10 protein-coding genes are annotated in these 13,397 nt (G+C 47.3%); 7 read left to right on the top strand and 3 right to left on the bottom strand.

The window, feature by feature from the left end; all coding sequences use genetic code 11:
* Positions 1-43 precede the first annotated feature (43 nt).
* Entirely contained in the window at positions 44-2,029 is a 1,986-nt protein-coding gene (locus ACWQXP_RS14155; protein WP_454063533.1) for a tetratricopeptide repeat protein, read from the bottom strand.
* Between the two features lie 456 nt (positions 2,030-2,485).
* On the opposite strand from ACWQXP_RS14155, the gene ACWQXP_RS14150 reads away from it, so the two are divergent.
* The 4 genes from ACWQXP_RS14150 (at position 2,486) to ACWQXP_RS14135 (ending at position 8,342) form a co-directional block, all read left to right on the top strand.
* Positions 2,486-4,156: a SulP family inorganic anion transporter gene (locus ACWQXP_RS14150; protein ID WP_454063532.1), complete on the top strand. Its 1,671-nt coding sequence runs from the start codon at positions 2,486-2,488 to the stop codon at positions 4,154-4,156.
* A 131-nt stretch (positions 4,157-4,287) separates the two neighbouring features.
* Positions 4,288-6,957, top strand: coding sequence for an aminopeptidase N (gene pepN / locus ACWQXP_RS14145; RefSeq protein WP_454063531.1), 2,670 nt, complete (start codon positions 4,288-4,290; stop codon positions 6,955-6,957).
* Between the two features lie 127 nt (positions 6,958-7,084).
* A complete protein-coding gene (locus ACWQXP_RS14140) occupies positions 7,085-7,951 on the top strand; it encodes a hypothetical protein (protein WP_454063530.1) in 867 nt (288 codons plus the stop codon).
* 145 nt (positions 7,952-8,096) lie between these two features.
* Positions 8,097-8,342: a hypothetical protein gene (locus tag ACWQXP_RS14135; RefSeq protein WP_454063529.1), complete on the top strand. Its 246-nt coding sequence runs from the start codon at positions 8,097-8,099 to the stop codon at positions 8,340-8,342.
* A 29-nt stretch (positions 8,343-8,371) separates the two neighbouring features.
* Here the strand turns inward: ACWQXP_RS14135 and ACWQXP_RS14130 are convergent, their stop codons facing one another.
* Together ACWQXP_RS14130 and ACWQXP_RS14125 are read right to left on the bottom strand one after the other, a co-directional pair.
* Positions 8,372-8,635 carry a hypothetical protein gene (locus ACWQXP_RS14130; protein WP_454063528.1) on the bottom strand — a complete coding sequence of 88 codons (264 nt, stop codon included), beginning with the start codon at positions 8,633-8,635 and terminating at the stop codon, positions 8,372-8,374.
* 384 nt (positions 8,636-9,019) lie between these two features.
* A complete protein-coding gene (locus ACWQXP_RS14125) occupies positions 9,020-9,424 on the bottom strand; it encodes a rhodanese-like domain-containing protein (RefSeq protein WP_454063527.1) in 405 nt (134 codons plus the stop codon).
* A gap of 175 nt (positions 9,425-9,599) precedes the next feature.
* Here ACWQXP_RS14125 and ACWQXP_RS14120 point away from each other — a divergent pair, with 175 nt between their 5' ends.
* The 3 genes from ACWQXP_RS14120 (at position 9,600) to cysN (ending at position 13,239) form a co-directional block, all read left to right on the top strand.
* On the top strand, positions 9,600-10,013 hold the full coding sequence (locus ACWQXP_RS14120; protein WP_454063526.1) for a hypothetical protein: 414 nt from the start codon (positions 9,600-9,602) through the stop codon (positions 10,011-10,013).
* Positions 10,014-10,390: 377 nt separating this feature from the next.
* Positions 10,391-11,332: a sulfate adenylyltransferase subunit CysD gene (cysD, locus tag ACWQXP_RS14115; RefSeq protein WP_454063525.1), complete on the top strand. Its 942-nt coding sequence runs from the start codon at positions 10,391-10,393 to the stop codon at positions 11,330-11,332.
* Positions 11,332-13,239 (top strand): sulfate adenylyltransferase subunit CysN, encoded by a 1,908-nt coding sequence (gene cysN / locus ACWQXP_RS14110; RefSeq protein WP_454063524.1) that lies wholly within the window; start codon positions 11,332-11,334, stop codon positions 13,237-13,239. Before cysD ends, cysN begins: the two co-directional genes overlap by 1 nt.
* Positions 13,240-13,397 lie beyond the last annotated feature (158 nt).

The raw sequence follows: 13,397 nt of genomic DNA, 5'->3' as shown, positions 1-13,397 counted from the left end.
GTGTTCTCAGAAGTCAATGATCGTGTCATCTTGTGGGGAAATATTAAAACCTGCAATCCTGTTGGACAATGTGCTCCATTTCAAGCCTTGGTAGATCTTCACGGACGGAAATCTTCCTCAGAAATTCACAGGATGCTGATTTCTTCTCCTGTGCGGTCTCGATCATATAGTCCAAAATTCTTGTGTCATACGGTTTCAGTTTGCCTTCCACGCCATTCTGATACAACCACTCAAGTTCTTGATGTGCGGACTCATCAAACGCGAAGGCTTCTTGGATCAACACCGGAATCGCTTCTGACACGCGTTCGTGTTGAATGAGTTGGTGCCCGAGACTCTGCTCAAACGCGTAGCCATCAATGTTTCGGACCGTTTGTCGTAGAGCCCGACGAATGAGGAACAGTCCACTCTGAATTTCCTGAGTTTTTGATGATGAGAGTTGTTGCCCGCTAAGCTGACGACGAAGCTGGGAGAGTCTCTCCTTTGCCTGGAGGTTCGTTTCCGTTGAGGATTCTCCAGAAGCAATACGAGCCCACCAAATCATCGCCATTGGAATATTTTGATCGACTCCACTCCCGTTCGCATACATCGACGCTAAAAGACTTTGCGCATCTTCTATCCCTGCCTTGGCCGCCATTTGTAGGGGAGCGATGGCTTCTTCCGAACGATTCTGTGCGCGAAGTATTACTCCAAGATGATACGAGGCATCAGCAAACCGTGGTTCAAGGCGAGTGGCAGTACTCAGGGCTTCAATGGCTTCCGTGATCGCACCCATCTGATAATGGACTTTTCCTAAACTGAAAAAAGCCTGAGCCCAGGAAGGATTCAGTGCGGCGGCTTTTTGAAAATGGGTCAACCCCATTGCCCACTTCTTGTCCAGTACCGAGACGGTGCCAAGTTGATAATGGGCTTCGGCCCATTCCGGTTGAAAGACCAATGCTTGTTGAAATTCCCCAATCGCTCCTCGCGCATCGCCCATCATCAATAATCCTGAGCCTATATCATAATGAAGAATGGCCGCTGTCGAATCTGGTGGGCGAAGGTGAAGCGCTTCCCTCCACTCACTCGTGGCTTTAGCCCATTCCCCTAGATGAGCCCAGGCGGTGCCTAATAACAGGCGGGCGGCAAGCATCTGAGGGCGTAAGATGAGCACCTGTTGAATCGGTTTGAGAACGGCTCGCCACTCTCCCTTGTTTGATAAGGCGACCGCAAAATTGAAATACGCCTCAGGTAAATTGGGGTCGAGTGTCGTTGCGTGTTGAAATGCCTCAGTGGCCTGTGCAATGTCGCCTTCAAGTAATTGAACTAATCCAAGATTGGCATGGGTTTTTGCGAGTTGAGGTTGGAGCTCAAGAGCTCTATGCCAGGTCTTTTTTGCGAGCTCGAATTCGCGAATCTCGTAATAGGCCACGCCTAATTGATGGTGAGCCATTGCCCAATCAGGATGCCAAGTGAGCGCCTGTTGAAATTTGGCAATCGCTTGGAGGGCATTACCTTGTGCTAAATATCCGAGACCTTCCGCGTAGTGAGCCTCAGCAAAGTTTGGCTGGATCCGTAACGTTGCCTGCCATTCGTCCATGGCACGATCAAGTTGACCTTGTTGAAGTAAAGACACTCCATAGTTATATGACACCAGAGCCGAAAGGTGGTATTGCACGGGTATGTCACCCGGAGCCAGGCGTTGAGCCTGAGACCAGGCAGCAATGGCTCCGGTTAAATCTCCACTCTTAGCGAGCACGACACCAAGATTGTAATGAGCGTCGGCGTAACCTGGTCGCAAACGAACAACTTCTCGAAATTCATCGATGGCGATTTCTAATTCGTCGGTCAAAAAGAAATCGATTCCCAAGCGTAAGTGATCTTCGGCTTGTTGATTGATTTCTGTCGGAGGGTTTTCGTTGGTTTGGGCGAACACACACTGAGGTGAAAAAAATTCTAGAACCACCAGGGCAATCGAGAAAATTATCTGAGTGCCGATGGAGGTAGAGCTCGAAAAGTTCATGGCATACGGGAGATGAATCTGAGGCTTCATGAAGCGATTGCCCTGGAATTGTAATGAGATGTGAATTGTCGAGTGTTGCCGAATCCTTAAGATTTCGCTCTTTCAATGTATAAGGTATTAAATGAAATTGGAAGAGGAAAGCGCAAATGCCTCCGTGTCAGGGACTCATTGAGAGCCCCTAGCACACATGAACGATTCCTGAATAGGCTGAAAATCTAAGCTGGCGTGGGGTCTTTGAAGAAATGCACGTCTCGTTGTGGAAATGGAATGGTGATCTGTTCACGATCAAAGGCAAGCTTGACATAAATCGCTCACTTTAAAAGGTTTAAAATGCGTGAAATGTCTACAGATCGTTATAAGGACAACTATCATTCACCATGGATCTCTTGTATTCTTGAGTCTATGAGAAAACACACTTTTTGATTTTCGAACTCCCAACACACTTCCTCTCAGGTATATTTTTGTGAAAGCGGGTACAGAAAACACATGATGTCAAAACTTATCCACGGATTGCACTTTAATAACCTACGAGGTGACGTCTTTGGTGGAGTGGTTGCTGCAGTGATCGCTCTTCCGCTCGCTCTCGCATTTGGTGTGTCTTCGGGAGCCGGAGCGGTTGCAGGGTTATATGGCGCCATTTTCGTCGGATTTTTTGCCGCAGTATTTGGCGGAACACCTGCTCAAGCCTCGGGTCCTACCGGACCCATGACCGTCGTGTTTGCCGGGATGTTTGTCCTGTTTGCTGATGATCCTTCTGTTGTCTTTACCACGGTCATCATGGGTGGAGGCATCCTGATCCTCATGGGCATCCTTGGTGTAGGACGGTATATCAGTTTAGTCCCGTATCCGGTAATTTCAGGATTCATGAGTGGGATCGGGGCCATCATCATTATCCTTCAGGTTGCTCCCCTCTTAGGACACGAATCGAGCGGAGACGTTGTCGCGAACCTAACAACGCTTCCGCATGTGGTGAGCACGCCGATGGTCCAGGCCTCAATCTTAGGGTTTCTGGCCTTAGCAATTGTGTACTTCACTCCGACCATCATAGGGCAATTCATTCCACCATCATTGCTTGCCCTGCTCGTGTGTACCCCTGCAGCGGTATTTTTCTTTCCTGATGCGCCGGTTATTGGTGATATCCCTCAGGGGTTTCCATCAATGCTCATTCCGACATTTCAGATTGATGCGCTGACGATCATGATCGAAGAGGCTTTTGTGATTGCCTTTCTCTGTGCCATCGATAGTCTTCTCACATCGTTAGTTTGTGACAATATGACCAGAACCCAACATGATTCCAATCGAGAACTCATTGGTCAGGGAATCGGAAACATGGTTTCAGGCTTGTTTGGTGGGCTGCCGGGTGCCGGTGCGACGATGCGTTCGGTCGCGAACATACGATCGGGTGGCCGCACGCCTTTATCCGGGATGCTGATGGGGTTAGTGCTGCTTGCCACATTGCTCTGGCTAGGTCCGCTTGCAGAACAAATTCCATTGGCAGTGCTTGCCGGTATTTTGCTCAAGGTCGGCATCGACATTATTGATTGGCGATTCCTTCGGCATGTCTTTCAAGCCCCTGGGGCCGATGTCATTATTATGATTGTGGTGCTATTCATTACCATTGCTGTTGATCTCATCACGGCAGTGGGCGTGGGTGTCGTGTTAGCCAGTATTCTGTTTGTCAAAGAGATGGCGGATCTTGAATTGGCGAATATGAGCGTGATTACGAAAGGAAGTCAGGAATCACCCCTGACTCCGGAAGAAAATGCGGTTTTAGACCGAAATGCTGGCAAACTTGTGTTGATTCATGTAGACGGACCGATGAGTTTTGGATCGGCGAAAAACATGGTTCGCCGGCTCGAGACTGTTCCGGGCCTCAAGACATTTACAAGTTGCGTATTAGACCTGTCGGATGTGCCTGTGATTGACGGGACGTCGGCCATGGCTATCGAAGATATGCTGCGAATCGTTCAGGCTCATAAACAACATCTATTTTTTGTCGGCATGCAACCTCATGTCACCGAAGTTCTTGATGGGCTAGGTGTCCTCTCCAAGATCAGGCCAGGCCATCGATATGCTCACCGCCTCGATGCACTTCGTCACGCAGCTTATGCCGCCGGGTCCACGCATTCCGACGACAAAGCAACGACGATAGGATAATGTGGGCAGTTATGGCGTTGCTCGAAGATTGTAAGAAGAGCGCTCTCGTATCTTTGAACGTTTGACGGTTGCGTGACATGACTATTTTATTTTCTAGAAGCAACAAGTATTAAAAAATAGGGGAGTAAGCCGTGTCTGAAGAACATACTGTGAAATATTTGAAAGATTATCAACAGCCAGATTATTGGGTTAAGCACGTTGATTTGACTTTTGATCTTCGTGATGGGGAAACGTTGGTCAGTGCCAAATTGCATGTTGAGAAAAATGGCGTGCATCAGAATCCACTCGTCCTTGATGGCGAAGAACTGGAATTACTCGCCGTGAAGCTGAATGACAAGAACATCGACAAAGGCGCGACTGTGGCGGAAGGCTATGTGGTTGATACAGCGTCCCTGTCTCTTCAACCCACACAAGATTCGTTTACGGTAGACACGCTCGTCAGAATTCATCCTGAACAAAATACAGCACTTGAAGGATTGTTTACATCAGGGGGCAATTGGTGTACGCAATGTGAAGCTGAAGGGTTTCGACGGATGACCTTTTTCCCCGACCGCTCGGATAATATGGCGACCTACATCACCAAGATTATTGCTGATCAAACCACCGCCCCGGTCCTACTTTCAAACGGCAACCTCGTCGATCAAGGACAAATGACTGATGGGCGTCATTACGCGGTGTGGGAAGATCCGTTTCCCAAGCCCAGTTATTTGTTCGCCCTTGTCGGCGGTACGTTAGAATGCCTCGAAGATACCTTCGTGACCACAAGCGGTCGTAAGGTCGCTTTGCGCATTTGGGCCGAGGCCAAAGATCTCGATAAACTTGGCCATGCCATGGCCTCGCTTAAAAAATCCATGAAATGGGATGAAGAGGTGTATGGTCGTGAATACGACCTCGATCTGTTCAATATTGTAGCGGTTGACGATTTCAATATGGGTGCCATGGAAAATAAGTCACTCAACATCTTCAACACAAAGTATGTGTTGGCGCATCCTGCCACCGCCACCGATGCTGACTATGAAGGTGTGGAAGGTGTGGTCGCACACGAATATTTTCACAACTGGACCGGCAACCGCGTGACCTGTCGAGACTGGTATCAGCTGTGTTTAAAGGAGGGGTTGACGGTCTTTCGAGATCAGGAATTTTCCGGTGATATGGGCTCACAAGCGGTGAATCGTATTGCCAACGTCAGAAGCCTTCGCATGGGACAATTCCCCGAAGATGCGGGGCCGATGGCGCACCCGCCGCGACCGGATCAGTTTGTCACCATCAACAATTTTTATACGGCAACGGTCTATAGTAAGGGAGCTGAGCTCAATAGAATGTTGCACACACTCTTGGGAAAGGAAGGGTTTCGCAACGCGTCGGATTTATATTTTGATCGGTTCGACGGGCAAGCGGTCACCGTAGAAGACTGGGTGCAATGTATGGAGGAGGCTTCTGGTCGTGACCTCAGTCAGTTTATGCTGTGGTATACACAAGCGGGTACGCCTGAAGTAAAAGCCAATTGGTCCTATAATAAGACAGCGAAAAAATTTACCCTCATGCTTGAACAAGTTGTCCCGACCATACCCAATCAGTCAAACGGTCAACCTAGGCATATTCCTGTAAAATTTGGATTGATTGGTCCTGCGGGTCAGGAAATCATGCAGGATGTGCTGGAGCTGACGAACGCGAAACACACGTTTACATTTGAGAATGTTCCCTCTGACTCGGTCCCTTCACTGTTCCGCCACTTTTCTGCCCCGGTCAAACTGGAAGCCCCGTATACAGACGACCAATTGCGTCATCTGATGGTACATGATCGTGACGGATTCAATCAGTGGGAAGCAGGAAATAGATTTCTCACCACGAAACTCTTGGAGCAGATTGACCGTTATGAACGCGGAGAAGACATCCTTATTGGGGAGGATGTTCTGGATTCTTTTCGTCGTATTTTGAAACGAACCGAGATGGATCAGGCACTCATGAGCCTGGCGTTAAGCCTGCCCGTCTATCATGAATTGGCACCCAAGCGAGACATCATTGATCCGCACGCCATACTGGCCGTCCGAAAGACATTTTTAGAAACACTTGGGCGTCAGTTGCACGATGAATTTCTTGAAACGTACAACGTAAATTATGATCCAGGCAAGGTATATGATCGTGAAGATGTTGGTCGACGCAGTCTGCAAAATACCGCACTCGCGTATGTCTCGCATTCAGGAGATGCTGAAGTGGCCAAGCTAGCCGTCAGGCAATACAGTCAGGCCAATAATATGACAGACCGTTATGCTGCACTGAACATCATTATCAATATGGATGAAGCCGAATCATATCGGGACGGCGTGACACAACATTTTTACTATCAGTTTGAACAGGATGCGTTAGTTATTGATAAATGGGTTGGAGCATTTGCGAGATCACAGAACGATGATATTCTGCAGGTGGTGAAAAAACTGTCAAAACATAAGGCTTTTAACACTCCAACGCCAAACAGAATGCGGGCTCTCTATGGAAGCTTTTCTCAGGGCAATCCCAAAGGCTTTCATGCAGAAAATGGATCAGGGTATGCATTTGTTACGGACTTTCTCACGGAGCTTGATCAAAAAAATCCCCAAGTGGCTTCACGAATGATTGGTGCTTTTGAAGAATTCAGGCACTATCGACTGGATTTACAAACCAAAATGGAATCTCAACTTTGCCGTATGGCCTCAATGACGAATCTTTCCACGGATCTCAGTGAAAAACTGGAACGATATTTAGGGCACGATACTTTCACTCAGCTTAGGGCTGGTAAGGCTGCGGAGCAACCGCGAGACTAAAAAGCAAAGTAGCAAAGTGGGTTGAGACACAGAATCTTGCCGTCTTCTTTTTGAGCACAAAAGAGGACATATTATAAAACAAGTTTCTTGACCCCTTTTTTTAAAATAAAGTATTGATGATATAAAAATGAGTTATAAATTTATTCTGGACACAAATGTTCTACGAGATGATTCAGTTCAACAATTAAAAGATGTCGGACTTGGTCATTCTGGCAGGTTTGCCTTTTATTTTACACCAGTGCTATTGAATGAGCGTTCGAACTTTCTATTAAAAGGGGCTATTCCAGAGACCGCTAGAAAATCTTTTGAATTCCTTTTGTCTCTTAGGTGGCAAAGATTCTTTAACGATCTTAATGGCCCTGGGGGTATTTATACTTTGGAATTGGAAGGTAAGCTTCCAAGCGAGTATCTTTTTATTCCTCATTTACAAATATGGAAAAATTTAACGTTGGTTCTTCAGGGAGGCGAACTAGATCAGGTAGCAAAATCAGCAGTACAGTGCGAAAGGGATAGGAGGTCAAGGCAAAAACAACAGAATCTTATTCTTTATAGAGAAATGCGTGAAGAAACTACTGAGTATCTACGAAAAAATCCTTCTACAAGGCGAGAAGGTTCTAAATTTTCAGACTTTAAAGATGCCAACTTTGAAAAAACGGCAATAGATAAAATCAAAAACAGTATTAATTCACAGATGACCAAGGAAACCTTAATTGAATATTGGAATAATAAAAGACAAAGATGTCCCTATTTCAACAAGTTTATTGAAGGCCAGCTATATCAGGCATGGTATGCAATGTCGACACCGGCAGAGCCAAAGATTAAGCCAAACGATTATGAAGACATTGAGCATTTGGTATATTTGAACTTCGTTGATGGGATCGTTTCCAATGAGAAGGGTTTTATGAAAGATGCTTGCCTTGAACTTTTTCCTGAAAAAGATTTCTTATCAGTTGATGAATTTTTGAAGAAAATTAATTATGAAACAAGGGAATAGGGATTTTAAATGGCCTTTTTGGTCAAACAGGAAAGTACCAAAGACCCCCGTGCGGGGCCAATCTGTGGACACCTGCTCGCTGACATGCGGGGAATCACCCTGCCAGGAGGGTTTGACAGGGCTGGTCCCATGGACCCGGCCCAGCATGACGCGCCATGGTGTGTGGGAGCGGGTGACCGGGGCAAAGGGGAGTGTGGCCTCCGGCTCTGAACCGGAATCCTGGGAGATAAAGCCATTTAACCCCGTAGGGATTAAGCCGTCTGGAACAACTCGTCGTGGTGGGCCATGCGTGGGCAAGCCCAGGTGGCGCGAGAATCTTGGCAATCACCGCCGGCTCTTCGATCGCCGTGATGAGGGGCAAGGGGCCGCCGCACTGGGGACATGTGGTTAGGTCGATGGCCAACACCCGTTGAAATGGGGTCATGTTGCTTTCTTTATAACATAGCGCTGAATCTGCTGAATCGTCTTTGCGAAGTCTGAGGATTCGCTGATGCGCTTCCGTATCTGGGTCGTGATAAAACTGACAGACCCCACATTCGACAAGCCCAATGTTTCCCTGCTGTCTGCCAAGCGATAGCTCCCGAGCTGCTGACAGAGATAGATCGCCACGTTGCGAGCGAGCAATCCTTTCTTCGGTCCTTTCACGACTGTGGTCAAGATCGTGGTATTGATCTTATAAAGCATGCAACCTGCCCCCTATGTCTACCAGACTGCTCGGCCTAAAAATCGGCCCCCTCAGCCAATCAGGATAGAATCTAAATATATCTTTTAGCGTATAAACTATGTTTATACGTTAATTGGTATATTGTAAAATTATTCGGCGACATTCTCGGACGGCATTTTATTCAGGTCGTGGAAGAAGCAGGGCTGCCGAAAAGATTCACTCGTGAAGCTATCGAGGAGTTGGTTGATACAGCCGGGCAGGTATTGGATGCCATCGAGCGCGTCCTACCGTCGGATTTTCCCGAGGTGATTCACAGAGCCATCAAAGTCGGTATGGCTGACCGTCTGCGTAAGCTGCGGATTGTTTAACTTGTCAAGTCGGGTAGGCGTCATGTACTCATCCGGCTATTCGACGCGGTTGGACATGGGGAGGCCTCGCTGTTTCCAGCCTGACATGTGACCGTCCAAGTAAACAATACTTTTATACCCCATCGTCCAGAAAGCGAATTTCCCGATCCACGCTCTCGGGCCATGCTCGCAATACAAGACAATCGGGTCTTCTGGTGTGGCCTTTGTCTTCTCGTGACGGCTCCAAATGGCGTAAAAAGGCAAATGCACAGCGCCGGGCACATGCCCGGAATCGTATTCATTTTGGGAGCGGACATCCACGACTACTGGGGCGGTGTGCGTTTGAATGGAGGCTAACAGTTGCTCTGGGGTCATATCGGACAGCCCTTTCTCCGAACATGAGACAAGAAGAGTTAATACGCCGAAACCGAGGACCCAATGTAATTGAGTTACCCCACGCATGATTGTTTAGTTTAAGGGGGACAATCTTCTTTTTCTATAGGCCTCTCCATGCATTGCGTGACAATCTGGCTATGCCTTGCGCTTCTGTTTGGTCCCTCTGCTACCATGTGATCAATTGCGGCAACGCAATGAGTTTGGGCGAGAGTGAAAAACCAGTGAAAGAGGTATATCAATCGTGAATGGTCCCTACAAAATCGAGACTCCGCTTGGAACTGGTCGGTCGTATGTTCTCAATGGTGAGGCCCATCGCATTCATACATTTGATTGTACGGCTGATGCCGAGTCATTCTGTGAACAGATGAATGAGGCATATCGCACAGGTGCAGCCAATTCTCAGAAGAGCAGTGAGTGGACCGCAGAATTTCCGACGGAAGAAGGCTGCTATTGGGTTTTGGATTACCGTAATGCGAGCGACGTTAATTCAGGCCTTTATCTCATACGGATAAAAGGAGCCGGGAATAAGCAGTGGATAGAGCATATGGGGACAGCAGCCGTAACAACCCATGAGGACATGGAAGAGTATAAAAAGAGGGATTTGCGGTATATACGTATAGACTATCCTCTGCCTCCGAGCCAGTCATCAAGCTAAGAAAGATGCATTCAACTATGAACTGCGCTGCTGAGGGTTATCGTAAATGATTGATAGTATGAAATTTTTTCGGCTTTGAGACTTTTTGTTACATTAAGATTTGCTTCTAAAGATGTCGGTGGTATCGTAAAAGAATAAGTGAGGCGCTAGCTGTCTCGTTGTGGCCATGATCGCATTGAAGTGACAAATTTTTGTTTTCTTTATGTTTCCACTCTGAGTGTAGGGTTGTGGAAACAGTTGATATAGTCAAATAGTAGGGATTAAGGTGTAATCTGTTTCATAAGCCAACTCTGTCAGTCCAAGCACGACAGCTTGTCCTTAACTAACCACCTCTTTCTTAACTAAACGGTATTTTCCCATTCATCCGTGAGGTCATCATGTCATTCTCTGTACGAGAGCTTCAGAGTTCTCCAATGAACGTTTCGAGGTCTTCCCATTTGCAGCAGTTAGAAGCTGAAAGTATTTACATATTTCGTGAAGTCTTCGCTGAATGTGAAAATCCAGTGATGCTCTATTCGATAGGCAAGGACTCGTCAGTCTTACTACATCTCGCCCGAAAGGCCTTTTATCCCTCGAAATTACCATTTCCTCTTCTCCATATCGATACGACTTGGAAATTTTCTGAAATGATCCAATTCAGAGATAAGATTGCAGAAGACTATGCGCTCGACTTAATCGTCCATACCAATCAGAGAGGTCTTGAGCAAGGCTTTAGCCCTTTGACCCACGGGTCGGTGTATACGGATGTCATGAAAACCGAGGCGTTAAAGCAGGCGCTGGAAAAGTATCGCTATGATGCGGCATTTGGCGGGGCTCGACGAGATGAAGAAGCCTCACGCGCTAAAGAACGCAAGTTGTCATTTCGGACTTCGACGCATCGCTGGGATCCGAAGAATCAACGTCCAGAATTGTGGAATATTTTTAATGCTCGAATCCGCAGGGGAGAAAGCCTTCGAGCGTTTCCGTTATCAAATTGGACGGAGCTGGATGTGTGGCAATATATCTATCAGGAAGACATCCCTGTCGTACCTCTCTATTTTGCCAAGGAACGGCCCGTAGTTGAACGGGATGGCATGCTGTTGATGGTCGATGATCATCGGCTTCCTCTCCTTCCTGATGAAAAACCGGTTTTGCGGTCCGTCCGATTTCGCACGCTTGGGTGTTATCCCCTTACGGGAGCCATTGAATCCACGGCTAGCAATTTACCAGAGATTATCAACGAAATGGCATGTTCCCGGACCTCTGAGCGTCAAGGACGACTGATTGATCGTGATGCCATTGGCTCCATGGAAAAGAAAAAACAAGAGGGGTATTTCTAATGACCAACGATTCACACGAAATCAGTCATCTGCCTGAATCCTCTTGTACAACAAAAACAGAGCTGGGATTGTTGCGATTCATGACTTGCGGAAGTGTGGATGATGGAAAAAGCACATTTATCGGCCGATTATTATGGGATTCGAAGCTTGTCTTTGATGATCAGTTGTCCTCTCTGGAATCTGAAAGCAAGCGCGTAGGGACACAGCATGGTGACATCGATTACGCGTTGCTTGTTGACGGATTGCAAGCCGAACGCGAACAGGGAATCACAATTGATGTCGCCTATCGGTTTTTCTCAACTGACAAGCGAAAATTTATTGTTGCTGATACGCCTGGGCATGAACAGTACACACGGAATATGGCCACTGGGGCTTCCACGGTTGATGTCGCGGTGCTGATGATCGATGCCCGCAAGGGCGTTCTGACTCAGACCAAGCGGCATAGCTATATCCTTTCGTTATTGGGAGTCAAACATATCGTTCTTGCAGTTAATAAAATGGATTTGGTGGACTATTCAGAAGAACAATTTGACTCGATTCAATTCGAGTATGCGTCCTTTCGTGTCTCATTAGGGTTCGAGAACGTCGTAGCCATTCCGATTTCAGCCTTAAAGGGTGACAACCTTCTCCATCCAAGTGACGCCATGTCGTGGTACCAGGGGCCAACGATCATGAATTATTTGGAGACGGTCACGATCAATCAAGATGTGACGGCCAAACCGTTCCGACTGCCTGTTCAGTGGGTGAATCGGCCCCATCTGGATTTTCGCGGTTTCTCGGGCACGATTGTCAGTGGAACCGTTTCACCTGGCGATTCTGTTGTGGTGCCCTCGTCTGGAAAAACCAGTACCGTCGAACGAATTGTGACGTTTGACGGAGACCTCGAACGCGGGGTGGCTGGTCAAGCAGTTACGGTCACGTTAACTGATGAAATTGATGTCAGTCGGGGGGAAGTGCTGAGTGATCCTCGCGCACGACCAGAATTTGCCGATCAGTTTGAAGCCAAGCTCATTTGGATGCATGAGGAGCCGCTCTTGCCTGGTCGTCATTACCTGATGAAGATTGGGTTTCAGACGAGAACGGCACAAGTCAGTGCACTCAAATATAAAGTCAATATCAATACGCTCGAACATCTTGCTACGAAAACGTTAGAACTCAACGAGGTCGGCGTCTGCAATTTCTCGCTGGACCATCCTGTGTCCTTCGATGCCTATCAGGACAATCGCGATACTGGCTCCTTTATCCTGATTGATCGTTACACCAATGGCACGATTGCCGCTGGGATGATCGATTTTACCCTACGACGAGCTCATAACATTCATTGGCAATCCGTCGATATTCATAAAGCCGCCCGGGCGAATTCAAAAGGGCAAAAACCATTTATCTTATGGTTTACCGGCTTATCAGGGGCGGGGAAATCCTCGATTGCCAATCTTGTGGAAAAGAAACTGCACTCACTGGGGCATCATACCTATTTGTTGGATGGCGATAATGTTCGGCACGGGCTCAACCGGGATTTAGGTTTTACTGACGCCGATCGCGTCGAGAATATTCGCCGCGTGGCGGAGACAGCCAAGCTAATGGTTGATGCTGGCTTGATTGTACTGGTCTCGTTCATCTCACCATTTCGAAGTGAACGACAAATGGCTCGCTTCATGGTAGAAAATGAAGAGTTTCTTGAAGTGTTTATCGATACCCCGTTGGAAGTGTGTGAACAGCGTGATGTAAAGGGACTGTATAAAAAAGCCAGAGCCGGTGAAGTGAAAAACTTTACAGGTATTGATTCGCCCTATGAACGTCCGGAACATGCTGAAGTAATCATCGATGGTTCCAAGGACACACCAGAACAGGCGGCCTTAACCATTTTTCATGAACTTGATCGCAAGCGGCTCTTGTCTAGCGACTGAGAGGCCTTAAATATTATAGCGAATCTCAATGAGTTCCAGCTGAGGCATATCAACTAACTCCACGCGATTATTCACTTCAAACATTGGAAGGTTATAGCCGCATGGAATTTCTCACAGCAACAGCAATTGATCTTATGACGTAGTGAATATCAAAATTT

This window comes from Candidatus Nitrospira salsa (assembly GCF_965152625.1).
The sequence above is the reverse complement of the archived record's forward strand: the minus strand, read 5'-3'. Positions and strand labels throughout refer to the sequence as shown.

Excerpts from the sequence above, each read along its gene's own strand:
- cysN (WP_454063524.1), top strand. The coding sequence starts at position 11,332 with ATGACCAACGATTCACACGAAATCAGTCATCTGCCTGAATCCTCTTGT.
- ACWQXP_RS14155 (WP_454063533.1), bottom strand. The coding sequence starts at position 2,029 with ATGAAGCCTCAGATTCATCTCCCGTATGCCATGAACTTTTCGAGCTCT.
- ACWQXP_RS14150 (WP_454063532.1), top strand. The coding sequence starts at position 2,486 with ATGATGTCAAAACTTATCCACGGATTGCACTTTAATAACCTACGAGGT.
- ACWQXP_RS14135 (WP_454063529.1), top strand. The coding sequence starts at position 8,097 with ATGACGCGCCATGGTGTGTGGGAGCGGGTGACCGGGGCAAAGGGGAGT.
- ACWQXP_RS14130 (WP_454063528.1), bottom strand. The coding sequence starts at position 8,635 with ATGCTTTATAAGATCAATACCACGATCTTGACCACAGTCGTGAAAGGA.
- ACWQXP_RS14140 (WP_454063530.1), top strand. The coding sequence starts at position 7,085 with ATGAGTTATAAATTTATTCTGGACACAAATGTTCTACGAGATGATTCA.
- ACWQXP_RS14125 (WP_454063527.1), bottom strand. The coding sequence starts at position 9,424 with ATGCGTGGGGTAACTCAATTACATTGGGTCCTCGGTTTCGGCGTATTA.
- cysD (WP_454063525.1), top strand. The coding sequence starts at position 10,391 with ATGTCATTCTCTGTACGAGAGCTTCAGAGTTCTCCAATGAACGTTTCG.